23 protein-coding genes and 2 tRNA genes are annotated in these 24,257 nt (G+C 36.8%); 16 read left to right on the top strand and 9 right to left on the bottom strand.

Annotated features, from left to right (window positions below):
- Nucleotides 1–82: 82 nt before the first annotated feature.
- A complete protein-coding gene (gene tyrS, locus PWU04_RS01545) occupies nucleotides 83–1,378 on the top strand; it encodes a tyrosine--tRNA ligase (protein WP_274474039.1) in 1,296 nt (431 codons plus the stop codon).
- A 131-nt stretch (nucleotides 1,379–1,509) separates the two neighbouring features.
- On the opposite strand, the gene PWU04_RS01540 is transcribed toward tyrS, so the two are convergent.
- Nucleotides 1,510–2,490, bottom strand: coding sequence for a LuxE/PaaK family acyltransferase (locus PWU04_RS01540; RefSeq protein ID WP_274474038.1), 981 nt, complete (start codon nucleotides 2,488–2,490; stop codon nucleotides 1,510–1,512).
- 342 nt (nucleotides 2,491–2,832) lie between these two features.
- Between PWU04_RS01540 and PWU04_RS01535 the strand changes: the two genes are divergently transcribed.
- Together PWU04_RS01535 and PWU04_RS01530 are read left to right on the top strand one after the other, a co-directional pair.
- Nucleotides 2,833–3,516, top strand: a complete 684-nt coding sequence (locus tag PWU04_RS01535) for a response regulator transcription factor (RefSeq protein ID WP_274474037.1) — start codon at nucleotides 2,833–2,835, stop codon at nucleotides 3,514–3,516.
- Complete coding sequence (locus tag PWU04_RS01530; RefSeq protein WP_274474036.1) at nucleotides 3,516–4,559, top strand: sensor histidine kinase; 1,044 nt, start codon at nucleotides 3,516–3,518, stop codon at nucleotides 4,557–4,559. Before PWU04_RS01535 ends, PWU04_RS01530 begins: the two co-directional genes overlap by 1 nt.
- Here PWU04_RS01530 and PWU04_RS01525 read toward each other — a convergent pair.
- Nucleotides 4,533–5,588 (bottom strand): glycosyltransferase, encoded by a 1,056-nt coding sequence (locus PWU04_RS01525; protein WP_274474035.1) that lies wholly within the window; start codon nucleotides 5,586–5,588, stop codon nucleotides 4,533–4,535. The genes PWU04_RS01530 and PWU04_RS01525 overlap by 27 nt on opposite strands.
- A gap of 105 nt (nucleotides 5,589–5,693) precedes the next feature.
- Between PWU04_RS01525 and trmB the strand changes: the two genes are divergently transcribed.
- The 7 genes from trmB (at nucleotide 5,694) to PWU04_RS01490 (ending at nucleotide 10,396) form a co-directional block, all read left to right on the top strand.
- Nucleotides 5,694–6,374 carry a tRNA (guanosine(46)-N7)-methyltransferase TrmB gene (gene trmB, locus PWU04_RS01520; RefSeq protein ID WP_274474034.1) on the top strand — a complete coding sequence of 227 codons (681 nt, stop codon included), beginning with the start codon at nucleotides 5,694–5,696 and terminating at the stop codon, nucleotides 6,372–6,374.
- A complete protein-coding gene (locus PWU04_RS01515; RefSeq protein WP_274474033.1) occupies nucleotides 6,371–7,000 on the top strand; it encodes a LysE family transporter in 630 nt (209 codons plus the stop codon). The genes trmB and PWU04_RS01515 overlap by 4 nt, the downstream gene beginning before the upstream one ends.
- Before the next feature lie 3 nt (nucleotides 7,001–7,003).
- Entirely contained in the window at nucleotides 7,004–7,330 is a 327-nt protein-coding gene (locus tag PWU04_RS01510; RefSeq protein WP_274474032.1) for an MGMT family protein, read from the top strand.
- 185 nt (nucleotides 7,331–7,515) lie between these two features.
- Entirely contained in the window at nucleotides 7,516–8,649 is a 1,134-nt protein-coding gene (locus tag PWU04_RS01505) for an Mrp/NBP35 family ATP-binding protein (RefSeq protein WP_274474031.1), read from the top strand.
- Between the two features lie 47 nt (nucleotides 8,650–8,696).
- Nucleotides 8,697–8,936: a NifU family protein gene (locus PWU04_RS01500; RefSeq protein WP_274474030.1), complete on the top strand. Its 240-nt coding sequence runs from the start codon at nucleotides 8,697–8,699 to the stop codon at nucleotides 8,934–8,936.
- A 66-nt stretch (nucleotides 8,937–9,002) separates the two neighbouring features.
- Entirely contained in the window at nucleotides 9,003–10,064 is a 1,062-nt protein-coding gene (locus tag PWU04_RS01495; RefSeq protein ID WP_274474029.1) for an NAD(P)/FAD-dependent oxidoreductase, read from the top strand.
- Complete coding sequence (locus tag PWU04_RS01490; protein WP_274474028.1) at nucleotides 10,064–10,396, top strand: 2Fe-2S iron-sulfur cluster-binding protein; 333 nt, start codon at nucleotides 10,064–10,066, stop codon at nucleotides 10,394–10,396. Before PWU04_RS01495 ends, PWU04_RS01490 begins: the two co-directional genes overlap by 1 nt.
- Here PWU04_RS01490 and PWU04_RS01485 read toward each other — a convergent pair.
- The 6 genes from PWU04_RS01485 to PWU04_RS01460 form a co-directional block, all read right to left on the bottom strand.
- Complete coding sequence (locus PWU04_RS01485) at nucleotides 10,393–11,295, bottom strand: metallophosphoesterase (protein ID WP_274474027.1); 903 nt, start codon at nucleotides 11,293–11,295, stop codon at nucleotides 10,393–10,395. The two genes, PWU04_RS01490 and PWU04_RS01485, sit on opposite strands and share 4 nt — an antisense overlap.
- A 105-nt stretch (nucleotides 11,296–11,400) precedes the next feature.
- Nucleotides 11,401–12,186 (bottom strand): DUF3050 domain-containing protein, encoded by a 786-nt coding sequence (locus PWU04_RS01480; protein ID WP_274474026.1) that lies wholly within the window; start codon nucleotides 12,184–12,186, stop codon nucleotides 11,401–11,403.
- A 91-nt stretch (nucleotides 12,187–12,277) separates the two neighbouring features.
- Nucleotides 12,278–13,456, bottom strand: coding sequence for an acyl-CoA dehydrogenase family protein (locus PWU04_RS01475; protein ID WP_274474025.1), 1,179 nt, complete (start codon nucleotides 13,454–13,456; stop codon nucleotides 12,278–12,280).
- A gap of 42 nt (nucleotides 13,457–13,498) precedes the next feature.
- Nucleotides 13,499–14,212 (bottom strand): tRNA1(Val) (adenine(37)-N6)-methyltransferase, encoded by a 714-nt coding sequence (locus PWU04_RS01470; protein ID WP_274474024.1) that lies wholly within the window; start codon nucleotides 14,210–14,212, stop codon nucleotides 13,499–13,501.
- A 4-nt stretch (nucleotides 14,213–14,216) separates the two neighbouring features.
- Nucleotides 14,217–14,741 (bottom strand): ribosome maturation factor RimM, encoded by a 525-nt coding sequence (gene rimM, locus PWU04_RS01465; RefSeq protein ID WP_274474023.1) that lies wholly within the window; start codon nucleotides 14,739–14,741, stop codon nucleotides 14,217–14,219.
- Between the two features lie 65 nt (nucleotides 14,742–14,806).
- The gene (locus PWU04_RS01460) at nucleotides 14,807–15,319 is read right to left on the bottom strand and encodes a 30S ribosomal protein S16 (protein WP_274474022.1); all 513 of its coding nucleotides are present in this window, start codon (nucleotides 15,317–15,319) and stop codon (nucleotides 14,807–14,809) included.
- 158 nt (nucleotides 15,320–15,477) lie between these two features.
- Between PWU04_RS01460 and PWU04_RS01455 the strand changes: the two genes are divergently transcribed.
- The 5 genes from PWU04_RS01455 (at nucleotide 15,478) to PWU04_RS01435 (ending at nucleotide 22,876) form a co-directional block, all read left to right on the top strand.
- A complete protein-coding gene (locus PWU04_RS01455) occupies nucleotides 15,478–16,728 on the top strand; it encodes a DUF6252 family protein (protein ID WP_274474021.1) in 1,251 nt (416 codons plus the stop codon).
- 183 nt (nucleotides 16,729–16,911) lie between these two features.
- Complete coding sequence (gene dnaE / locus PWU04_RS01450) at nucleotides 16,912–21,291, top strand: DNA polymerase III subunit alpha (RefSeq protein WP_274474020.1); 4,380 nt, start codon at nucleotides 16,912–16,914, stop codon at nucleotides 21,289–21,291.
- 73 nt (nucleotides 21,292–21,364) lie between these two features.
- Nucleotides 21,365–21,724 carry a thioredoxin gene (gene trxA / locus PWU04_RS01445; protein ID WP_406600931.1) on the top strand — a complete coding sequence of 120 codons (360 nt, stop codon included), beginning with the start codon at nucleotides 21,365–21,367 and terminating at the stop codon, nucleotides 21,722–21,724.
- 68 nt (nucleotides 21,725–21,792) lie between these two features.
- Nucleotides 21,793–22,722 carry a DUF58 domain-containing protein gene (locus PWU04_RS01440; RefSeq protein ID WP_274474018.1) on the top strand — a complete coding sequence of 310 codons (930 nt, stop codon included), beginning with the start codon at nucleotides 21,793–21,795 and terminating at the stop codon, nucleotides 22,720–22,722.
- 80 nt (nucleotides 22,723–22,802) lie between these two features.
- Nucleotides 22,803–22,876, top strand: a tRNA-Asp gene (locus tag PWU04_RS01435).
- Between the two features lie 282 nt (nucleotides 22,877–23,158).
- Here PWU04_RS01435 and PWU04_RS01430 read toward each other — a convergent pair.
- On the bottom strand, nucleotides 23,159–23,803 hold the full coding sequence (locus PWU04_RS01430) for a hypothetical protein (protein WP_274474017.1): 645 nt from the start codon (nucleotides 23,801–23,803) through the stop codon (nucleotides 23,159–23,161).
- 312 nt (nucleotides 23,804–24,115) lie between these two features.
- Between PWU04_RS01430 and PWU04_RS01425 the strand changes: the two genes are divergently transcribed.
- Nucleotides 24,116–24,189, top strand: a tRNA-Asp gene (locus PWU04_RS01425).
- The last annotated feature ends 68 nt before the right edge of the window (nucleotides 24,190–24,257 follow it).

Here is a 24,257-nt window from a genome sequence, read left to right as displayed (position 1 = left end):
CTAAATTAAAGAATTATTCGTTAAACCCTCTAAATTATACATTGATTTTTATCTTTGCTGATACTATTAAAAAATACCGAAAATGCTTAAGAATTTTGTAGAAGAATTGACTTGGAGAGGCATGATTCACAACGTGATGCCCGGAACCGAAGACCATTTGATGGAAGCTATGCGAGCAGCCTATGTGGGGATTGATCCTACTGCTGACTCATTGCACATAGGTCACTTGGTAGGCGTAATGGGATTAAGACATTTTCAATTGGCTGGTCATAAGCCAGTGGCTCTAATTGGTGGAGCAACTGGAATGATTGGAGATCCATCTGGGAAATCGGCCGAGCGTAATTTACTTGATGAAGAAACCTTAAGGAACAACCAAAATGCTATTAAAGAGCAGTTGTCAAGATTCTTGGATTTTGATAGTGATTCTGATAATGCTGCTGTTCTAGTGAACAACTACGATTGGATGAAGGAATTTTCATTTTTGGAATTCATTCGTGATGTAGGGAAGCATATTACGGTTAACTATATGATGGCTAAGGATTCTGTTAAAAAACGTTTATCCTCAGATTCGTCTGAAGGAATGAGTTTTACTGAATTTACATACCAATTGGTTCAGGGTTATGATTTCTTACATCTGTACAAAACCCAAGATTGTACGCTTCAAATGGGAGGTAGTGATCAATGGGGGAATATCACCACAGGTACTGAACTTATAAGGCGTAAGGATTCTGGAAAAGGTTTTGCGTTAACCTGGCCGTTAATAACAAAGGCTGACGGAACTAAATTTGGTAAGACTGAAGGCGGGAATGTTTGGTTGGATGCGAATAGAACGTCACCATATAAATTCTATCAGTATTGGTTGAACACAAGTGATGAGGATGCTGAGAAATATATTAAGATTTTTACGTTCTTAAGCAGAAAGGAGATTGAATCCTTGATAGAAGAACATAAACAAGCACCTCATTTAAGAGTGCTTCAAAAGGCGTTAGCTAATGAGATTACTACTTTGGTACATTCAAAAGAGGAATTGGAGAATGCTATTAAAGCAAGTGACATTTTGTTTGGTAAGTCAACTAGTGAAGACTTGAAGCAGCTTGATGAAAAAACGTTCTTAGATGTGTTTGAAGGTGTGCCTCAAGCGGAAGTTGAACGGGCCGAAATAGAGGATGGTTTGGATATGATTGGCGCGTTAGCGGCTAAAACCAACTTCTTAAAATCTAATGGTGATGCAAGACGCGCTTTGAAAGAGAATGCAATCTCTGTTAATAAGGAGAAAGTAAAAGAAGATTATAGCATTACAGCTTCCGATTTGATAAACGATAAGTTTGTGCTTCTTCAAAGAGGAAAGAAAAACTATTATGTTCTTAAAGTGAACTAAGATTAAAAGTAATAAAAAAGAAAAGCCTGATTGAGTAACAATCAGGCTTTTTTAAACTAACCAACCAACTAAAAAACAAATCTATCTTTTTTAGCTGTGACATTAGTCGGTGGTTAATTTATTGCCTTACACTATAATACCATAAGATTGCATCCGCGAATATCGGAGTGGTCAAATCGTCCTATTACTTCAAAGGAGTTGTCAGCATAAACTCGTCCTAAGTCCTGAGTTGCAATAAAAGAGCATGAGTTTACATTGGCTAAATCAATAATGTTAAGACCTCCAGTTTTTGGTGCTTTATGAATAGTAAGTGCATCTTCGGGATCCCTTGTTAAAACTCGCATCCATGGAGGGCAATTAAACAGTCCGTTTCCTTTAGAGTAGGCTTGGCTTAATAGTTCGGTCATACCGTATTCACTGTGTATTGAATTTACTCCAAAGCCAGATTTTAGTAAACCATGTAATGCTTCGCGAATAAGTTCCTTTCGTTTTCCTTTCATGCCGCCAGTTTCCATAATTACGGTGTTCTTTAAATTGAATTGGTGCAATTCAATTAAATCCAACAATGCGAACGACACCCCAATAAGTAGTATCTTTTTTCCCTGCTCATCTAATTCTGTTAATGTTGTTTTTAGCTCTGATAGATTGTGAAGATAAAAACCACTTTCATTATGTTTAGACGCTTTGATTAAATTGTCTACCATATATACTAATGACGACCCTTCACGTTCCAAATAAGAGGGAAGCAAAGCCAATATTATATAATCTTCGATTTTGCCATAAAACTTTTCAAACCCTTTTGAAAAGCTCTTGCTGTATAATTGGATGTCGGAAACATAGTGTTTACTTGTTGTGCTTCCTGTTGTTCCTGAACTTGTGAAAATTGCTTCTGCGCTTTTGTCGGCTGAAATGATCTTATGTGACTTAAAGAATTGAATTGGTAAAAAAGGAATGTTTTCAATTGAGGAGACATCACTTGGGTGTGTGTATAACAAATCACAAAATGAACGATATACTCTGTTGTTTTTGAATTGGTGTTTAAACACTTCAAAAGTTACATCCTCAAATTGTTGCTCCGTTGAAATATTAAAAATAGATGCTTGGTCTATCATTAGCTCTTTAGTTGGTCTGACAAATGTATGTAAAATACAAGAGTGCTAAAAAATGAGACTATTATTAAATCTTAGATTTCTTAAGATTTAAGAAAAGTGAAAAGAGGTGTTTTTTTAGAGAGAAATAAATTACATCGATTTGGGGGTTGCTACAATTGATTAAAAATGTTAAATTGAAGCAGATTAACCAAATTATATACCAAAAAAGGAAGTTGATTGATTAAAACGTGTTGCAAATTTAACCCATTGTAATTGTAAGGTTACCTTAATGTTATATGTGATATGACATTAATAAGGCTTTGTTATTAATCATATCTTTACGCAACTTTTTAAAAAAACATAATGAATAAGAAAGACATTAAAATCCTCTTAGTTGATGACGAACCGGATATTCTTGAGATTGTCGGTTATAATTTAACCAATGAAGGTTATCAGGTGAGTACTGCAGAAAATGGTATTGAAGCCGTTAGAAAAGCAAAAAAGGAAAAGCCTCATCTTATCATTTTAGATGTTATGATGCCAGAAATGGATGGTATTGAAGCGTGTGAACAAATTAGAAGAGTGCCAGATCTAAAAGGAACAATAATAACTTTCTTGACAGCTAGAGGAGAAGATTATTCGCAAGTAGCTGGATTCGATGCAGGTGCTGACGATTATATTACTAAGCCTATCAAGCCAAAGGTGTTGGTTAGTAAAGTGAAAGCTTTATTAAGACGCTTAAAAGAAGATGAGAAAGGTGATACTGTTGTGAAAATTGGAGGCTTGATTATTAATAGAGATGAGTACAAAATTGAACTGAAAGGAGAGGAAATCATCTTGCCAAGAAAAGAATTTGAATTATTATCTTTGTTAGCATCCAAACCTGGTAAGGTGTTTAAAAGGGAAGAGATTCTTGATAAAGTATGGGGTAACGAAGTAGTCGTTGGAGGGCGTACTATTGATGTCCACATCCGTAAACTAAGGGAAAAAATTGGTGACGATTCTTTTAAAACCGTAAAAGGAGTTGGTTATAAGTTTGTAGATTAATGCAGAAACAATTAAAAAAAACCTACAAGTTTGCCTTTAAGTCATCCTTGTATATAACCATATTTTTAACGCTCTTAACGAGTGTTTTTTTATATTTTTTCTATACTGTTAATCCATGGTTTTTGCTATGTTTTGCTCTAACATGTTATGGGGTGTCTTTTTTGGTGATACAGGTAAGGGTTGAGAGGTTTATTTACAAACGAGTAAAGAAGATTTACGACGATTTAACACTTTTGGAATCTACTAGTCTTCGTAAGCAGCGTATTACTACAGATATGGCAACTTTAACCCAGGAGATTGACAAATATGCTAAGGATAAAAAGCTGGAAATAGAAACGTTAAAAATCAGGGAAGAGTACCGAAAGGATTTTCTGGGTAATGTGTCTCATGAGTTGAAAACACCGTTGTTCACTGTTCAAGGGTATATTCTAACTCTTCTAGATGGTGCTATTAACGATAAGAGCATTCGAGAAAAGTATTTGACCAGAGCCAGCAAAGGTGTAGAACGTCTTATTTATATCGTGAAAGATTTAGATATGATCACTAAACTTGAAGTTGGTGATTTGAGGCTTAATTTGGAAACATTCGATATTATTGAATTGGTTAAGAGTGTATTTGAGCTTTTTGAAATGAAGGCCGCAAAAAAAAGAATTACTTTGACTTTTGACAGGGACTATAAGCATCCAATAATGGTTCATGCAGACAAAGAACGTGTTCAACAGGTGCTCACTAATCTTGTAGTAAATTCCATTAAATATGGTCGTGATAAAGGAACCACTGAAGTAAGTATTGAAAACTTAATTAAAAACAAGGTCATTATTCGTGTTACTGATAATGGTGAAGGTATTGCTAAAAATCATATTCCAAGATTGTTTGAACGTTTCTATCGTGTTGATAAAAGTGGTTCTAGAAAAGAAGGAGGCTCTGGTTTAGGGTTGGCAATTGTTAAACACATCATTGAAGCTCACGATGAGAAAATTTATGTGGAAAGTGAGTTTGGTGTTGGAAGTGAGTTTTCATTCACTTTGGAAAAAGCTAAATAATTTATTGAAGTCTAACTTTCCGTTTACAGAAGGTAGTCCAGAATAGTTTTTTACTTCTTTAAGTTTTTCAATTTTAAATTCATCTTGACTACAGCTAGGGACAATGCCTCTTTCGTGAAGCGTCTTTGCTAGATACTCCTGCTCAAACTGACCTGGAGTTGGTATAAAGAAAGCAGGTTTTCCTAGTTTAGCCAAATCCATAATTGTAGTGTATCCAGAACGAGATACTACCAAAGCACTCTCATTAATGGCTTGTTCCAAATCTTGGCTTGTCATAAAATTGTACATGGTAATCGAACCATTAACCTTGTACTCCTGTTTGGACTGGATAATGCCTCTTACAAAAAGAACATTTCCTTTGTAGTTTAGGAACTCCTTTAAAAGCTTTTCTTCTAATATACTACGTTGAGGTTCAGGTCCAGATAATAGAACAAGAACATCATTTATTGGTTTTACGTTCGAGGGTTTAAATCGGCTGATAGGGCCGATATGAGTAGTTGGAATGCCGTACTTTTCTTTATGTCCCAACTTTCCGCTTAAATTTATTTCTCCTTTATGATCAGGAACCCAACAAACATTGAATTGATTTATGAACAACTCATGGATTTTTGTGCTGATCTTGGTTGTATTGCCACTTAGAACATTAAGTTGATGGGTGATAAATACCGAAGGCACTCGCTTGTTGAAAACCCCTAACCTGTTATCTGAAATTATTCCGTCAATTTTATGCTCTTTAAGGATGGACTTTGTTTTAAGGTTTTCTAATGTTACAGCCCTGATAAGTTTTGGGGTATCCTGGATAATTTTCCATTTAAAAAATTTCCCTTTTTTTGCATAGCGAATGTGGTATGAGGGTAATTCAACGGCATGTATTGATGGAAATTCCTTTTTAAGCAACTTCAATGCTTCACCATCACTGGCAATAACAGGTTCAAAACCATTTTCCGCTAAGGCGTTAATAATTGGGATACATCTCGTAGCATGTCCCAAACCCCAATTCAATGGGGCGACTAATATTCGTTTCTTCATAAAATCATCGAGTCTTTAGCCTATTGACTTTCAACTTAAAATCAAAAGTAATAATAATTACTACTCCCATATATTTCCTTATTTTTACCGAAATATTAAATAACTGTGGGAAGTAAGAATAAACTTAAAAGATTTAAGGAGAACGAAACCTTTGATAATGTGTATCAGCCTAAACGAGATGATCTTGTTGGTCAGGAGTTTAAGTTAAAAGGAAAATGGAGAGAAACAGTGTTTAAAAACGATAATCCTTTGGTTCTTGAGTTGGGTTGTGGTAAGGGAGAATATTCCGTTGGATTGGCCCAAAAGTTTCCTGAAAAGAACTTTGTAGGAATTGACATCAAGGGAGCCCGCTTTTGGAGAGGAGCCAAAACAGCTGTTGAGGATAATATTGATAATGTGGCGTTTTTGCGTACTCAAATTGAGCTGATTGAATATGCCTTTGGTGAAAATGAAGTTGATGAAATCTGGATTACCTTCCCAGACCCTCAAATAAAATACAAACGAACCAAGCACCGTATGACTAATACTGAATTTCTAAAGCGATACAAAAAGGTGCTTAAACCTGGTGGAACGGTAAACCTTAAAACCGATAGTGAATTTATGCACGGTTATACATTGGGGTTATTGCATGGCGAAGGTCATGAAGTAATTTATGCTAACCATAATGTTTATAATAACGAAGGAAGTCCTGAGGAAGTTACTGAAATTCAAACTTTTTACGAGCAACAGTATTTGGAGCTGGGTAAACCAATTACTTATATTAGGTTCAAAATAAAAGGCAATTGAACATTACTATAATCTTCTTTCTTGGTTTAGTTGTAGCAGCTGTAGGGGTAATTCCTCCGGGGTTGCTCAATATGACAGCAGCAAAAATCAGTATTAACGAAAGTCATAACAAAGGGGTTGTGTTCTCCATCGGGGTTTGTGTTGTCTTTGCGGTCCAAGCCTATTTAGCAGCAATTTTTGCTAAGTACTTGAGTAATCACCCCGATGTTATAGATATTCTTCAGCGTGTGGCTTTTGTGGTGTTTGTCTTGGTTACAATTTATTATTTAGTAATAGCCAAGGCTAATGGTAAACCAGAGTTGCATGCAAATGGAAGAAGTAAAAGCAGTAGGTTTTTTCAGGGTATGTTTATGTCTGCAATTAATATGTTGCCTATTCCATACCATGCCTATATGGTTATTACTTTAGCGACTTTTGGATGGCTTAGTTTAGATGCTACAGGTATGATATCGTATGTGGCGGGTGCGGTAATGGGGACTTTTATCATGCTTTATGTATATATGTTCTTTTTTGAGAAAATCAGTAATAAAGCATTTACTTCACAAAAGAACATGAATTATATTATTGGAGGTATTACGGGGGTTATTTCAATAATCACTTTAATTAATATCATCAAAGAGCTTTAGATTATGGAGCCGTCTTTTTTTGACAAAGTGTATGAGGTGGCGAAACAAATACCATACGGAAGGGTAACTAGTTACGGGGCTATAGCAAGATACCTAGGCGCTGCCAAGAGCGCAAGAATGGTTGGTTATGCTATGAATGGATCAACGGGAAAAGATGTCCCAGCACACAGGGTGGTCAACAGAAAAGGGCTGCTTACAGGGAAACAGCATTTTGAAGGAACCAATCTTATGCAGCAATTGTTGGAGTGTGAGGGAATAAAAGTTAAGGACAACCAGATACTGGATTTCGATAAGGTGTTTTGGGACCCTAATTTAGAGCTTAAACAATGAACTTTTAGTTAACCATAACCCGATATAACGAAACAAAATTAGCCTATAAATCATTTCAATTTATAGGCTTCTCTATCTAAAGAATTCGCTGTATATTTGCACTTTAGAACAAATCTAAATTATTTATAGAACTACAATCCCTTTAAATTATTTAATGTTTTAGAGGAATAGGTGTAAACTAAATTATGAAGCTTAACAAACAAGATATTCTTAAAGCACTTGAGACCATTACAGTTCCTGGAGAAGGACAGAATATGGTGGAAAGTGGAGCAGTAACAAACATAGTAACTTTTGGCGATGAGGTGGTAGTTGACATCACAATTGCTAATCCGAGTTTACAGGCCAAAAAGAAAACTGAAGTAGACATTCTGAAAACCATTCACGAAAAAGTTTACGAAAAGGCTAAAATTAAAGTAAACATCACTGTTGATGCTCCTGCAAAACCAAAAAATGAAATAAAAGGAAAAGCAATCCCTGGAATAAAAAATATTGTAGCAGTAGCCTCTGGAAAAGGAGGTGTAGGGAAGTCTACAGTAACTTCTAATTTAGCTGCAACTCTAGCTAAAATGGGCTTCAATGTAGGTGTGTTGGATGCCGATATCTACGGCCCTTCTATTCCTATTATGTTCGATGTAGAGCACGAACGTCCTTTGGCAGTTAATGTTGATGGGAAGTCTAAAATGCAACCTATCGAGAACTATGGTGTTAAGGTTCTTTCTATTGGGTTCTTCACCAAGCCAAATCAAGCTGTTATTTGGAGAGGTCCTATGGCGGCCAAAGCACTTAATCAGATGATTTTTGATGCTGCTTGGGGAGAACTGGATTTTCTGTTAATCGATCTGCCTCCTGGAACGGGAGATATTCACTTAAGTATTATGCAAGCCTTACCGATAACTGGAGCAGTTGTAGTGAGTACGCCACAAAATATTGCACTTGCCGATGCTAAAAAAGGGGTGGCTATGTTCCAGCAGGAAAGTATTAACGTGCCTGTTTTGGGAATCATAGAAAACATGGCTTATTTTACGCCTGATGAATTGCCAGATAACAAGTATTACATCTTTGGTGAGCACGGTGCTAAGAATTTAGCAGCAGACTTAGATGTTCCATTTTTAGGTGAATTGCCATTGGTGCAAAGTATTCGTGAAGCTGGTGATGTAGGAAGGCCTGCAGCGTTACAAACAGCTACACCACAAGAAAAAGCATTTGAGGAATTAACTCGAAACATGGTAGAACAAGTGGTAAAGCGAAACACCGATTTACCTCCTACCGAAGCAATAAAGATTACAACTATGGCCGGCTGTTCGGCAGTTAAAAAATAAGGATTTTAAAATCTTTGTTCAATAAGATTTTTTTGAATTATATACTTATGACTACAGAAGAATTAAAACTTAACGTTGAAAAAGCCTTAGATGAGATCAGGCCTTTTTTAGAAAGTGATGGTGGTGATATTTCATTGGTATCCATAGAGGACGATAAGCTTGTTAAGGTACAACTTCAAGGAGCCTGCGTAGGTTGCAGTGTAAACCAGATGACACTAAAATCGGGTGTAGAAATGACCATTAAAAAATATGCTCCCCAAATTGAACAAGTAATTAATGTTGATTAAATAAAACAATACGTAACGGTACTTTGTTTTTAGCAACACAATTTTTTGTTTAGTAATTAAAATTTCATGATTAAAACCGATATACTTATCATTGGCGCTGGACCAACAGGATTATTTGCTGTCTTTGAAGCAGGTTTGTTAAAACTAAAATGTCATTTAATTGATGCCTTACCGCAACCGGGTGGGCAATGCTCAGAGATTTATCCTAAAAAGCCCATCTACGACATTCCTGGTTTTCCAGAAATTCTTGCCGGTGATTTGACCAATAACCTTTTAGAGCAATGTAAGCAGTTCGAACCAGGCTTTACACTTGGTGAACGAGCAGAAACTATAGAAAAGCAAGAAGATGGAACCTTTATAGTTACTACTAATAAAGGTACTGAACATCATGCTCCAGTTGTAGCTATTGCTGGTGGGCTGGGAAGCTTTGAGCCTAGAAAACCACTTATTCACAATATTTCCGATTTTGAAGATAGAGGAGTAGAGTACTTTATCAAAGATCCAGAAATCTATAGAAATAAGCGTGTAGTGATTGCTGGAGGAGGAGATTCTGCTTTAGATTGGAGTATATTTTTAAGTGATGTAGCTTGCGAAGTGACTCTAATCCACCGTAGAAATGAGTTTAGAGGGGCATTGGATTCTGTGGAGAAAGTACAGGAATTAAAACAACAAGGTAAAATTAACTTGATTACCCCTGCAGAGGTAGTTGGTATTGTTGGTGATAGAAAGGTAAATGCAGTAGTTATATCTCAATCAAAGCATATTGAGCGTGAGTTTACCTTAGAAACAGATCATTTTATTCCGTTGTTTGGCTTATCTCCAAAGTTAGGGCCAATCGCTAACTGGGGATTGGAAATTGAGAAGAACGCTATTAAAGTGAATAATTCACTGGATTACCAAACTAATATTCCTGGGATTTTTGCTATTGGTGATGTTAATACATACCCAGGGAAATTAAAGTTAATTCTTTGTGGTTTCCATGAAGCAACATTGATGTGTCAGGCGGCGTATCAAATTATTAATCCTGGTAAACGCTATGTTTTAAAGTATACTACTGTTAGTGGTATTGATGGGTTTGACGGTACTAGGAAAGAAGCGCCAAAGGCAGTTGTAAAGGCTATCGAATAATGGAGCAGGATATTACTATAAAAATAACAGATCGTGATGGTGTTTTGCACGAAATTCAAGCACCTACCGATATGGCTATGAACCTAATGGAGGTAGTTCGTTCTTACGAGCTAGCTCCAGAAGGAACTATTGGAGTATGTGGCGGAATGGCTATGTGTGCTTCTTGCCAGTGTTATATTCTTTCTGATCATGAACTTCCCGAAATGGAGCCTGATGAAGATGCTATGCTTGCTGAGGCTTTTTATGTGAAAGAGAATAGTAGACTTGGTTGTCAAATTCCAATAACTCCTGAATTGGATGGGTTGGAAGTTGAATTGGCACCAGAAAGTTAAGTGCTGGTTTTATAGTCTATTAAAGGTCTTGGGCCTTCTAGTAACACCCTAACGACATGAAGTGTGCCGTCATCTCTGGTGGCTATTTCCCATTTTATCAAAGAGATTTTTCCATCTTCTATCTCCAAACCTGTGATGCATCTCGGGTGAACACAGCTACCATCGTTGAAGAATGCAATGTTACCAGGGGAAGGAAAATGAGGTCTATGTGTGTGTCCTACTATAGTTAGTCTATTGTTGTTCGCAACGATCCAATTTTTTATTCGCCTTTCTACTTTTAATAAGTTTACATGGTTTCTAGCAGGACTTGTTGGGTCAGCAATACCCATAAGGTTTAAAGGTTTCCAAAGGGCACGAACTAAAAAACGGCTCCATTTCCAACAAACATAATTCCACCAATCGCTTTGATGACCATGCGTTAAAAATAGTTCTTGATTGGTTGTCTCGTGTTTTAACATTATGGCTTCATAGAAAGTTAGGTTGGGCATAAGGGTTTCCTGTTTTCCGGTAGCAGGGTCATAATAGCTTCCAAGATTTTTTGAAACTTTATCAGGGTCTTTGTACGACATGTCGTGGTTACCCCAAATCATATGCAGCCGATTCTCCTCGTAAAAACATTTTAAAAGAAGGTAAACACCTTTGTGAGCTTCAAAGACATGTTTAAAATTTAAGTTTTCCCAAAGTTCATCACCATCTCCTAGCTCAAAATATGTAAATCCATTTTTGTAGTAATGTTTTAAAGCATGTATAAAGATGTTTTTGTTTTTGGCAAAATCATCGGCAAAACTATTGTCTCCTCTATGACAATCACTAAAAAAGATAAATTTACTAGAGTCATTAAACTCAAGGATTTTTGCTTCTTTGTATGCTTTTTCCAGCCGTTTAAACGAAGGTTTCATATTTAAAATTACAGAAAAAGCTAATGAGTTGCTTATTTAGGAGAGATAAAAAGAAAAGGCCTGGAAATTTTCCAAGCCTTAAATTATAATTCAGGTTTCGTTTTTTTAGGAAACACAACCTTCTTCATGCATTACACTGCTTTCTATGGCATCCCAGAGAGCGATTCGTTTTTCTAGCGCATAAACCGAAACTTCTTCTACTTCTTTCCATTTGTTTTCGTCTTCTCCACAAAGCTCCTCGATCATTTGCATGGCCATTGGTCCATGTTCGTCAGCATCTAGTTCAATGTGGCGCTCAAAATAATAAATGAGTTTAGAAACGTCCTTATCTGGGAAGTTCTGCTGGAAACTCTTTAATATTTCAGTAAACATGTTAGGTATTAAATCCTCACGGCCAAATGTGAAGGCAGCAGCTATTTTATGAGGCTTATCTTCTTCAATTATTCTAAAAGTATAATCCAAAAAGTTTTTAATGCCCGGGTGTAGGTCACTTTGGTTGAGAGCTACAAAAATGTTTTTTGTTTCAATGACTTGTTCCAAAAAGTTCTTGACATTTATTGTATTGGCTCCACAGGCTTCCATAGCATCCACGTACATTTCGTAATGACTATTATGTTTTCCATTGGCATCAATGTCCGTTTCTTCAGCTAATACAATCTCGTTAATGAGATAGCGTATTTCAGGGTTCCCCACAGGCATCCATGGTGTTGTTGTACTCGTAAGGTTATTTTGTAATGCTTTTAAAAGTGACATGAAGTCCCAAACGGCATATACATGGTATTCTAAAAAGACGTGAAGGTCGTCTATAGTTTTTATCTTTTTATATAGACTGTGGTTAAGCAATTGCTTTTTATAGGGCTGTAGAATAGCATTAGTTTTATCAATACTCATAATGGGATTTTATTTTCCCAAAAATAAAAAAATGCTTCCTCAAAAAAGGAAGCACTTTTATTAAAATTATTTATAGGTCTTTAAAAACTATTTATTTGAAAGCATTGAACCCTGTTACATCCAATCCTGTAATCAACAAGTGAATATCGTGGGTGCCTTCGTAAGTAATTACGCTTTCTAAGTTCATCATGTGGCGCATAATGCTATATTCACCAGTAATTCCCATTCCACCCAACATTTGGCGGGCTTCGCGTGCAATGTTAATGGCCATATCCACATTGTTACGCTTAGCCATCGAAATTTGGGCTGAGGTAGCGCGTCCTTCATTTCTCAATACACCTAATCGCCAAGTTAATAACTGGGCTTTTGTGATTTCCGTAATCATTTCGGCCAATTTCTTTTGCTGTAGCTGGAAACTACCAATAGGTTTTCCAAATTGCTCACGTTCTTTGCTGTAACGTAAAGCTGTGTCATAACAATCCATTGCAGCACCAATAGCACCCCAAGCAATTCCATAACGTGCAGAATCCAAGCATCCCAGTGGAGCACCCAATCCAGATTTGTTAGGTAGTAGATTTTCCTTAGGAACTTTTACATTGTCGAAAATAAGTTCTCCAGTGGCAGAGGCTCTTAAGGACCATTTGTTATGGGTTTCTGGAGTTGAGAAACCTTCCATACCACGTTCAACAATCAATCCGTAAATGCGACCTTCTTCATTTTTGGCCCAAACTACAGCAACCTGTGCAAAGGGGGCATTCGAGATCCACATTTTAGCTCCGTTAAGCAAGTAGTGGTCTCCCATGTCCTTGAAATTGGTAACCATGCCTCCAGGGTTGGATCCGTGGTCTGGCTCGGTTAAACCAAAACACCCCATCCATTCACCACTGGCTAATTTAGGAAGGTATTTTTTACGCTGCTCTTCGTTCCCGTACTTCCAGATAGGGTACATAACCAAAGAAGATTGTACAGATGCAGTAGAACGGACACCTGAATCTCCGCGTTCAATTTCTTGCATAATCAAACCATAAGAAATTTGATCTAATCCTGCGCCACCGTATTCTTCAGGGATATATGGCCCAAAGGCTCCAATCTCAGCCAAACCATTAATGATTTGTTCTGGAAATTCTGCTCTTTGTGCGTAGTCTTCTATAATAGGAGATACCTCGCGCTTAACCCATTGACGGGCGGCATCGCGTACTAATTTATGTTCGTCGGTTAAAAGCTCGTCCAGATTGTAGTAATCTGGTGCTTCGAATAAATCTGGTTTCATAGTATTATTTGAAAGTTGATTGGCAACAAATGTAGCAAAATGTTACATTTTTAAATAGAATTCTTTGGTAAGATTGATATAATCCTCAGTATATTGATGTCTTGTTGTTTCGATTGTTAATTCGGTAGTTTCTACAGTGCTTTCATTCCTGCTGAAAGTGATTAGCGCTCGCTTAATTTCACTTTCGGGACTTCCTTTTACAAGAAGAGCTTTATTGGCATATAATCCATTTTCTTTTGCAATTGAAGTAAATGAACCGTATTCCTTGTAAGGTATAATTATTGTAAACAAGCCTTCGGGAGCTAGTAATGCAGCTGCACATTCTATAAGGTGCTCAAATGGCATCGCGTCTGCAAATCTAGCAAGGTCGCGTTGTGAATCGTCACTTTTATAATCTTCAGAGTAAAAAGGAGGATTGGATACAATCAAGTCATACTGATCTTCGATTTCCTCTGTGAATTCCAAAAGCGATGCGTGGTAACAGAATAATCTATCTCCCCAAGGTGAAGCTTCAAAATTGTCCACACATTGTTCGTAAGCGGCATCGTCAATTTCTAAAGCATCAACCAATTCTGCATTACTGCGCTGTGCCAACATTAGGGCAATCAAACCTGTGCCGGCTCCAATATCCAAGATCGAAAAAGGGTTGTGCTCCAAGGGAGCCCAAGCACCTAATAATGTGCCGTCGGTACCTACTTTCATTGCACATCGATCTTGATGGATCGTAAACTGTTTGAATTGAAAAGGTTTGTTCATATTTCTAAATATAAAGGTCGATTAATCCTTCGGGGCAATCAACTTCTATTATTTTATTTGGCTTGTCTACATTGATAATAAAGTCGTCATTCATCGGGATAAGTATTTCTATCCCGTTACGGTCTATTTCGAACAAGGCTTGGGCCGTATTATCATTAACGGCTTTGATTACTCCTACTTCGCCAAAATGTTTGTCGATAATTTTAAACCCGATAATCTCGTGAAAATAAAATTTGTCTTCATCTAATTCTGGGAGAAATTCAAGAGGTAAATAAAGGTCGCACTTTATTAAAGCGTCGGCATCGGCCTCGGTGTCGACTTCTTCGAATTTAATTCTCAGTAATTCCGATTTGTGAAGTTGACTGGTTTCAATGAAAAAAGGAATTAAATTCCCTCTGACTTCAATAAATATAGAATCCAACTCTTCGTAAAGTTCGGGTTGATCGGTATCCAGCTTTGCCAATACCTCACCTTTAAAACTGTATTTTTTTACAATCTTTCCTAAATAAAAACAATCGTCCTTATGCATATGTATCAAATAAAAAAACTCCGATAGAGTTATCGGAGTTTAAAAGTATAAAAAAATTGATTTTTTTATTCTTCTTCGTTAGAGGCATCTGCATTATCTGCAGGAGCTTCTTCAGTTGTAGCTTCTTCAGCCGGAGCAGTTGCAGCAATTCTTGCTTCGTTAACTGCTTTTTCAGCTTCAAGAGCTTTAGCTTTTGCGTCAGCTTCAGCTTGGCTCAATCCTTCTTTCTTAGCGTCTATTTTACCTTCTTTTTCATCTAACCAAGCTTGGAATTTCTTCTCAGCTTCTTCTTCAGAAAAAGCACCTTTTCTAACACCACCAACTAAGTGGTTTTTAAGTAAAGCGCCTTTGTAAGATAAAATAGCTCTAGCAGTATCAGTTGGCTGAGCACCGTTTTGTAACCACTTTACAGCACCGTCAACATCTAAGTCGATAGTTGCAGGGTTAGTGTTTGGATTGTAAGTACCAATTTTTTCTAGGTATTTACCATCACGTTTTGCGCGAGAATCCGCAGCAACAACCCAATAAAAAGGTTTTCCTTTTTTACCGTGTCTTTGTAATCTAATTTTTACTGGCATAATAATTAATTAATGAGGTTCACGACCTCTGTTATTAATAAGTGTGCAAAGATACTATAATTTTTTTATCCTCAGCGCGTTAAATTAGGGCAATGTTATTTTAAATTTTTTATTATACATTTGGGCGAAATAAAATTATCTGTAAATTTAATTGATATATGAAAAAACTATCCGTACTGATCTTGGCTCTTATTGCTTTAGTAGGTTGTGGAGAGGATCTTGAAACCAGTGATCCGGCAATCCAAGGTAAAAAGAATTATGAATTTTGGCGTGCAGAATATTATACAGCTGTAGTCGATGAAACCGGAAGACTTACTATTTCTGGGGGAAACAATTTGGAAACCATTAGCTTTTCTGTACCCTCAGCAAGTTCAGGGAATTATGTTTTTGGAAATGTGAGTAGTGTATTTGCATCTTTTAAAGATGCAAATGGTATAGTTTACTCTACTACTAATGAGGCTGATTCTGAAGTGTCTGTTTATCCTGAATATGGGGAAATGAATTTGGAAGTAAATGCAGCTTCTAAAACAGTTTCAGGGGACTTTCGATTTGTAGCATTTAATGAATCTGGAATGGCTTCTGTAGGTTTTAATGAGGGTATAATTTATAATGTGCCAATTTCTGGTACAGTTACATCAAATCCTTATAACTGTGAAGATGCTGAAGCAGATGTTTTATTGACTCAGCAAGCCTATGTAAATGCAGATACAAGCGATAGTGAAGCTTTTGCGGCTGCATGTATGGCTTATCGTGCTGCATTGGAAAACCAGCAAGCTTTTTGTGGTGATATGGATAATGCTATTCAGGATGTTATAGATGCTTTAGGCGAATGTCAGTTATCTTGTGAGCAGGCAACACAAAACAGAGAGGATGCACAAGAGGCATATTGGGCAGCAACAGTAACTAACTATGTGGAGCTTTGCCAGAATTATGCTTATTACTTGAATGAACAATTGGAAATTTGCGGTAGTGATCCTAATGGAGAGATTCAAGCAGCACTTGATGCTCTTGATTGTGGGGATGAAGATGGAGATGGTATCCCAAATTATTTTGAGGAAGATGTTGATACTGATGGAGATGGTATTATGAATTATATGGATAGTGACGATGATGGTGATGGCGTACCTACGTCAGATGAGATTAACCAAGATGGAAGCCTTATGGATACTGATGGAGATAGTATCATGAATTACCTAGATGTTGATGATGATGGTGATGGTGTTTGGACAATCTATGAAACTGTTGAAGGGGACACCAATGGAGATGGAGAACCTGATTATTTGGATACTGATGATGATGGAGATGGTGTATTAACTGCCGATGAGAACCCTGATCTAAATGGAGACGGAAATCCCGATGATGCTGCAGACTCTGATTTAGATGGAACTCCGGATTATTTACAAGCTTAATTTTATAGACTTAAGTGTTAGTTTAAAGCGCAACCATTAGGGTTGCGCTTTTTTGTTTAGTAGATTTCCTGTTCATAAATTCTATTGAATACTATCTTTTTATAGCCTATATTTATTTGTTACTTTTACGCCTTGTTTAGGCGTAATCTAAAGCGCTTGAATTTAACACGATAAACCTTTTAGATGTACTTAATTTTCGATACGGAAACCACCGGATTACCAAAACGATGGGATGCACCAATTAGCGATGTAGACAACTGGCCAAGATGTATACAAATTGCTTGGCAGCTTCATGACGAGATGGGCAACTGCATAGATCACCAGGATTATTTGGTGCAGCCAGAAGGGTTTAATATTCCTTATGATGCAGAGAAAATTCATGGGATTTCCACTGAGTTGGCTCAGGAACAAGGAATACCATTATCGGAGGTGTTAGAAAAATTCAATGAAGCACTTAGTAAGAGTAAATTTATCGTTGGGCAGAACGTAGGTTTCGATGTTAATATCATGGGGGCTGAATTCTACAGAGAGGGTGTTTCTAATAAACTACAAGAGCTACCAGTACTCGACACTTGTACCGAAGACACCGCAGAACTTTGTAAAATTCCAGGAGGGCGTGGAGGAAAGTTCAAGTTGCCAACACTTACGGAGTTACATCAACATTTGTTTAATCAACCCTTTGCTGAAGCACATAACGCAACTGCCGATGTTGAGGCAACAACACGCTGTTTCTTTGAGTTAATCCGCACGGGGCTTTTCACTAAAGAACAGCTTGATGTAGATGTTGATTATTTCAAGAATTTCAATGAGGCTAATCCAATGCCCGTTGAAACTATCGGTTTAAAACATATAAATCTTAAGGCGGAGTCCGATAAAATTCGTAAACGACTTCAAGCAGAACAGGAGCCAGCTATTTCCAAAACGGAAATGGCTCAAAACATAAAGGAGCTTGAAGAAGTAGATTTTGTGCATTTGCATAATCACTCTCAATTCTCGGTTTTACAGTCAACAATGAGTGTTGCCGACCTTGTAGGAGCTGCTGTCAAACATAATATGCCAGCAGTAGCACTTACCGATCATGGTAACATGATGGCGGCATTTCACTTTGTAAAAGCGTTATCTGGTCATAATAAATCTGTTCAAGCAAAGATTGATGAAGCTCTTGAAAAAGGGGAGACTCCAACAGATAAGCTTGTAAAACCTATAGTGGGTTGTGAGTTTTTTGTTTGCGAAAATCGTTTAGATAAAACAAGAAAGGATAATGGGTATCAAGTTGTTTTACTTGCTAAAAATAAACGGGGCTATCACAATCTTGCAAAACTATCTTCCATAGCCTTTACCGAAGGGTTTTATTATGTGCCTCGTATAGATAAAGAAGCAATTTTAAGATATAAAGAGGATATTATCGTCTTAACGGGTAATCTATACGGAGAGGTGCCAAGTAAGGTGCTAAACATAGGTGAAAGTCAGGCAGAAGAAGCCTTGTTGTGGTGGAAAAAACAGTTTGGCGATGATCTTTACATTGAATTGATGCGTCACAATCAGGAAGATGAAAATAGAGTAAATCCTGTTTTAATTGAGTTTTCAAAAAAACATGACGTTAAACTTATTGCTACCAATAATACCTATTATGCCGAACAGGAAGATGCTAATGCACACGATATTTTGCTGTGTGTTAAAGATGGAGAAAAACAGGCAACTCCAATAGGTCGTGGTCGTGGTTATCGTTATGGGTTGCCAAATCAAGAATATTATTTTAAGTCTGGGGATGAAATGAAGGTGCTCTTCAAGGATATTCCAGAGGCCATTTTTAATATTCAAGAGATAGTAGATAAAATTGAACCTTTTGAACTGGCAAGAGATGTGCTGTTGCCAAAGTTTGATATACCTGAGCGTTTTCAGTATGAAGAGGATGAAATTGATGGAGGTAAACGTGGGGAGAATGCTTATTTAAGGTATTTAACTTACGAAGGGGCAAAAAAGCGTTACGAAGAGATTACTCCGGAAATTGAGGAACGATTGGACTTCGAGTTGGAAGTTATTGAAAAAACGGGGTATCCAGGTTATTTCCTTATTGTAGAAGATTTTATTCGAGAGGCAAGGAACATGGGGGTTTCGGTAGGACCCGGGCGTGGTTCAGCAGCCGGTAGCGCTGTTGCTTACTGTTTGTGGATTACGAATCTAGATCCCATAAAGTATGATCTTCTTTTCGAGCGTTTTCTTAATCCAGATCGTGTGAGTATGCCCGATATCGATATCGACTTTGATGATGAAGGTCGAAGTCGGGTTATGGATTATGTAATCGAAAAATATGGAGCAAGCCAAGTAGCTCAGATTATCACTTACGGAACCATGGCGGCTAAATCTTCGATAAGGGATACGGCTAGGGTTTTGGACTTGCCTTTACATGAAGCAGATAGGATTGCGAAACTCATTCCCAATACCAAGCTAAAGAAGATTTTTGGAAAAAGTGAAGCCGATCTTAAGGCGAGCTTTAGGAGTGAAGAATTAGAAAGTATTAATGAGCTTTTAAATCTGTCCGAAGGAAAAGATTTGGAAGCACAAACAATTAATAAGGCAAGGGTGCTAGAGGGTTCTGTGCGTAACACTGGAATCCATGCATGTGGAGTAATTATTACTCCAGATGATATTACCAATTTCGTGCCGGTATCCCTAGCCAAAGATTCAGACCTTTATGTAACCCAGTTTGACAACTCTGTTGTAGAGGAAGCAGGGTTGCTAAAAATGGATTTTTTGGGGTTAAAAACGCTAACCCTAATTAAGGATACCGTAAAAATTGTCAAGGCAAAGCATGGTGTGGAACTGGATCCTGAAAATTTTCCTTTGGATGATGAGAAAACTTATGAGTTATTCCAGAGAGGAGAAACGGTAGGGGTGTTCCAGTACGAATCTCCTGGGATGCAAAAACACATGAGGGATTTAAAGCCAACCGTGTTTGATGACCTTATTGCCATGAATGCACTTTACCGTCCAGGGCCAATGGAATATATTCCAAGCTTTATTAAACGTAAGCATGGCGATGAGGAAATTGTTTACGATTTGCCTGCGATGGAAGATAATCTTAAGGAAACTTATGGTATTACCGTTTATCAGGAGCAGGTAATGTTGCTGTCGCAGAAGTTGGCGAGTTTTACGAAAGGTGAAGCTGATATGCTTCGTAAAGCAATGGGTAAAAAGATATTTGCCCTTCTTGAAAAATTAAAGCCTAAATTTCTTGATGGAGGAGAGGCTAATGGACATCCAAGGAAAGTACTTGAAAAAGTTTGGAAAGACTGGGAGGCTTTCGCTAGTTACGCATTCAACAAATCGCACTCTACCTGTTATGCATGGGTGGCTTATCAAACGGCTTACCTAAAAGCGCATTATCCTGCTGAATATATGGCTGCTGTACTGTCTAACAACATGAACGACATTAAGCAGGTGACTTTCTTTATGGAAGAGTGTAAGCGTATGAAATTGAATGTTCTTGGTCCAGATGTTAATGAATCCTATTATAAATTCTCTGTAAACCAAGATAATGCTGTGCGTTTTGGTATGGGAGCTATTAAGGGAGTAGGGCATGGCGCCGTAGAAACAATCGTTGAGAATAGAAAAGAAGGAGACTATAAGTCCATTTTTGATATGGCCAAACGTATCGATTTACGTTCAGCAAATAAGAAAGCATTCGAAAATTTAGCACTAGCAGGTGCTTTCGATTGCTTTTCAGACACTCATAGAGCTCAATATTTTCATGATGAAGGTGATGGAATTACCTTTTTAGAAAAGGCTATAAAGTATGGCAGTAAGCATCAGGAAAATGAAAACTCCGCCCAGGTGAGTCTGTTTGGGGAGGCTAGTGAAGTGCAGATTGAAGAGCCTCAAATCCCACCTTGTGATACTTGGGGAACAATGGAGAAGTTGGCTCAAGAACGTGAAGTTATCGGGATTTATATTTCAGGCCATCCTCTAGATGATTTTAAAATAGAAATGCAAACGTTTTGTAATGCGACTTTGAGTATGTTTCACGTTATGGAGCAATATGTAAATAGAGAGTTGGTGTTTGGCGGCGTGGTTACCGATGTTCAGCATCGTGTTAGTAAACAAGGTAAAGGGTGGGCAGCATTTACGATTGAGGATTATACCGATAGTTATGAATTTAGAATTTTTGGGGAGGAATATTTGAAATATAGACACTTTTTGGTTTATAACAGTTTTGTGTTTGTTAGGGCCTTTATAAGGGAAGGTTGGGTTAATAAGGATACAGGTAAAGTAGGTGATCCGCGTATTCAATTTAATAACTTTATGCTTCTTCATGATGTAATGGATGCATATGCTAAGAAGTTATCGATTCAATTAAACATAAACGATCTTAAGGATAATAAGATTGCATTGCTTCAGGAGCTTATACATGGAAATCCTGGCAACAAGGCTCTAAATTTTTTGGTTTATGATAATGATGAGAAAATAAAACTCAACATGCCAAGTAGAAGGCTTAAAGTGAATATAACCCAAGAATTGCTTAATGTTTTAAAGGAGCATGACTTATATTATAAACTGAATTGATAGTGGCAGTCAATTCTTTAATAAATAAAACAAATTGTCAGTATGTAATTAATGGCAAAATTTTTGACTAATATTGCACAGTAAATTAGATAAAAACACGATTAAATTAAATATTATGGCATTAGAAATTACAGATGCAACGTTTGAAGAAACGGTTTTAAAAAGCGATAAGCCAGTAATGGTAGATTTTTGGGCTGCATGGTGTGGGCCTTGTAGAATGGTTGGTCCAATCATCGATGAGCTAAGTCAAGAGTACGACGGTAAAGCTGTTGTTGGTAAGGTAGATGTGGATGCAAACCAAGAATTTGCTGCTAAATATGGTGTTCGTAACATTCCTACTGTATTGGTTTTCCAAAACGGTGAAGTTGTTGGGCGTCAAGTAGGAGTAGCTCCTAAAACGTCTTATAAAGAAGCATTGGATTCTTTGTTGTAATTCAAAGTACTATAAAGAAATGTAAAAAGGTTTGCTGTAATGGCGAACCTTTTTTAGTTTAGAGACTTATGAACTTAAAGCAAGAACTAAATAGAACAGGAGGGTTTAAACAACTTGAATTGTTAGCTCAACAGGTTGTGGAAGGGTTTATTGCCGGAATGCACAAAAGTCCTTTTCATGGGTTTTCGGCTGAATTCGCTGAACATAAAATTTATAATTCTGGAGAAAGTACTCGCCATATTGACTGGAAACTATTTGCCAAAACAGACAAGCTTTATACTAAAAGGTATGATGAAGAAACAAATTTGCGGTGTCACATCATAGTTGATAATAGTAGTTCTATGCATTATCCTATGGTAAATAAATTTACTTTAGAGAGTCTAAATAAAATAGGTTTTTCGGTTTTAGCTGCAGCTTGTTTAATGTACATGTTTAAGAAGCAGCGAGATGCTGTAGGCTTAAGTGTATATAGTGATGGGTATGATTATTATGCTCCAGAGAAAGGGAGTGAACGCCATCATCAAATGTTATTAAACCAATTGGGTTCTTTGATAGAAAGTACTCCTCAAAACAACACAACCGATACTTTTACATACCTCCATCATATTGCAGAGAAAATCCACAGAAGGTCTATGATTTTCCTGTTTACTGATATGTTTCAACCAGGGACTAATCAAGATAAACTTTTTGAGGCATTAAGACATTTAAAATATAATAAACACGAGGTTATTTTGTTTCATGTCTACGATTCCCAAAGAGAGCTTCAGTTTAATTTTGATAACATCCCAAAACGTTTTGTGGATGTGGAAACAGGTGAGCATATTGATCTTTATTCAGATAATATTAGGGATGGTTATCATAAGGAAGTTAATAATTACTTTGAAGCCTTAAAGCTTAAATGCAGCCAGTACAAAATAAAATATGTTGAGGCTGATATAAATAAAGACTTTGATAACATATTGACAACGTACATGATAGAGCGTAGGCGATTTGTTTAATCAAAATTTTAATTAAAAAAGGTTGAGAAAGATTTGGGATATTAAAAAAGGCGCGTATATTTGCACCGCAATAATGAAACGGTCTGGTAGTTCAGCTGGTTAGAATATCTGCCTGTCACGCAGGGGGTCGCGGGTTCGAATCCCGTCCAGACCGCAAAATTGCAAAAAAGCTCCAATAACTTGGAGCTTTTTTTACGTAATAAAACTACATTAGTAGTGAAAATTTAGTTGTGTTGTTTTTGCCTCATAATGAGGTGAAAAAAGTAGTGCTTCCAAAGTTATTTTTGGAACATACCAATGGAAAGCTTTCCTTATTTCTTAATTGAAATTGGGGATGCTTTTTTGTTTTATAGCTGTGTTTATTGTGTTTTTAAATCCTTTAAAATACTAAAAACACTGTGAAAACATATGTCTTAGTTTTTTTTTCTATGTATACTTAATTTAGTAATATTGAATCTATAAATAAGGCCTCAGAGATATCCTCATCAGGATCCCAAATAATTTTAAGTTTTGCATTAAGTGTTTTTAACTCATTGTTTTGGTTATATAGTTGGCCATGAAATATTACGCCAAAGGCATTTCGTCTATTACTTTGAGATCCAAAGAAATCATTGTCTGTATAAATAAATTCTACCGTACCTTGGGCTAGAATAGGGTTGTTGGTGAAGTAATCACAAATTGATGGATCATCGTCAATGTTTTGAAATACATAGGCTTGAGTGTTACCTTGAATTAAACCTACAGCTCCAAGGCTACTAGATGGCAAGTCGACTAATTGAAGAGGTTGTATACTAAATGAGTTGGGATCTCCGTTGCAAAGAGCAGGAACATCGATTCCTGCAATTAAAGAAAGGCCTTGTTCATAGTCGAAAATCCAAAAAAAGAATTCTAATTCTGTGCGAATAACATAAATTCCTGACTGCTCAGGAGCGTTAGAGATGCCTCTGTTGCTATTTTCGGAATTGGTAATTTGTTGCTCTTGAGTGGTTATTACTTCTTGAGTAGAGTCGATAGAGTTTGGTTGACAGGCAAAAAGAAAAGCTGCCGTAAAGCAAACGAAAATGTGCATTTTGAGTTTCATAATTTTTGTTTTTGGTTAATATTGAGTTAACTAGTAGTGTAGTTTGGCTACATTACAATGAAGTAGGGAATAAAAGAATTTGAGAGCTGCGTAGTAATAATTCTGCAAATTTACAAATTAAGTAGCTTGTAATCAAGTAATTATGTTTTTGGGTTTTGATTTGTCTAATGTTTTAAATGAATAATTGAAGGGTGCTAATATGATTATTGAAAGGTGATAAATGCAGTTTATTTAATGTTGCTTTAAATATGTGTTGTGTGATTTCTTTTTGGTTAAAAAAAAAGTTATATATTTGCACGGCAATAATGAAACGGTCTGGTAGTTCAGCTGGTTAGAATATCTGCCTGTCACGCAGGGGGTCGCGGGTTCGAATCCCGTCCAGACCGCAAAATTGCAAAAAAGCCTCAAGTTTACTTGAGGCTTTTTTTATTGAAAAATCTATTTTTATTCTTTA

The sequence above is a fragment of the Mangrovimonas aestuarii genome, from assembly GCF_028767185.1.
Lineage (GTDB): Bacteria > Bacteroidota > Bacteroidia > Flavobacteriales > Flavobacteriaceae > Mangrovimonas_B > Mangrovimonas_B aestuarii.
The sequence above is the reverse complement of the archived record's forward strand: the minus strand, read 5'-3'. Positions and strand labels throughout refer to the sequence as shown.

Bases quoted from the DNA above. Each gene is read 5' to 3' on its own strand.
- tyrS (WP_274474039.1), top strand. From the start codon at position 83: ATGCTTAAGAATTTTGTAGAAGAATTGACTTGGAGAGGCATGATTCAC.
- PWU04_RS01540 (WP_274474038.1), bottom strand. From the start codon at position 2,490: ATGATAGACCAAGCATCTATTTTTAATATTTCAACGGAGCAACAATTT.
- PWU04_RS01535 (WP_274474037.1), top strand. From the start codon at position 2,833: ATGAATAAGAAAGACATTAAAATCCTCTTAGTTGATGACGAACCGGAT.
- PWU04_RS01530 (WP_274474036.1), top strand. From the start codon at position 3,516: ATGCAGAAACAATTAAAAAAAACCTACAAGTTTGCCTTTAAGTCATCC.
- PWU04_RS01525 (WP_274474035.1), bottom strand. From the start codon at position 5,588: ATGAAGAAACGAATATTAGTCGCCCCATTGAATTGGGGTTTGGGACAT.
- PWU04_RS01510 (WP_274474032.1), top strand. From the start codon at position 7,004: ATGGAGCCGTCTTTTTTTGACAAAGTGTATGAGGTGGCGAAACAAATA.
- PWU04_RS01505 (WP_274474031.1), top strand. From the start codon at position 7,516: ATGAAGCTTAACAAACAAGATATTCTTAAAGCACTTGAGACCATTACA.
- PWU04_RS01500 (WP_274474030.1), top strand. From the start codon at position 8,697: ATGACTACAGAAGAATTAAAACTTAACGTTGAAAAAGCCTTAGATGAG.
- PWU04_RS01495 (WP_274474029.1), top strand. From the start codon at position 9,003: ATGATTAAAACCGATATACTTATCATTGGCGCTGGACCAACAGGATTA.
- PWU04_RS01490 (WP_274474028.1), top strand. From the start codon at position 10,064: ATGGAGCAGGATATTACTATAAAAATAACAGATCGTGATGGTGTTTTG.
- PWU04_RS01485 (WP_274474027.1), bottom strand. From the start codon at position 11,295: ATGAAACCTTCGTTTAAACGGCTGGAAAAAGCATACAAAGAAGCAAAA.
- PWU04_RS01480 (WP_274474026.1), bottom strand. From the start codon at position 12,186: ATGAGTATTGATAAAACTAATGCTATTCTACAGCCCTATAAAAAGCAA.
- PWU04_RS01475 (WP_274474025.1), bottom strand. From the start codon at position 13,456: ATGAAACCAGATTTATTCGAAGCACCAGATTACTACAATCTGGACGAG.
- PWU04_RS01470 (WP_274474024.1), bottom strand. From the start codon at position 14,212: ATGAACAAACCTTTTCAATTCAAACAGTTTACGATCCATCAAGATCGA.
- rimM (WP_274474023.1), bottom strand. From the start codon at position 14,741: ATGCATAAGGACGATTGTTTTTATTTAGGAAAGATTGTAAAAAAATAC.
- PWU04_RS01460 (WP_274474022.1), bottom strand. From the start codon at position 15,319: ATGCCAGTAAAAATTAGATTACAAAGACACGGTAAAAAAGGAAAACCT.
- PWU04_RS01455 (WP_274474021.1), top strand. From the start codon at position 15,478: ATGAAAAAACTATCCGTACTGATCTTGGCTCTTATTGCTTTAGTAGGT.
- dnaE (WP_274474020.1), top strand. From the start codon at position 16,912: ATGTACTTAATTTTCGATACGGAAACCACCGGATTACCAAAACGATGG.
- PWU04_RS01440 (WP_274474018.1), top strand. From the start codon at position 21,793: ATGAACTTAAAGCAAGAACTAAATAGAACAGGAGGGTTTAAACAACTT.
- PWU04_RS01430 (WP_274474017.1), bottom strand. From the start codon at position 23,803: ATGAAACTCAAAATGCACATTTTCGTTTGCTTTACGGCAGCTTTTCTT.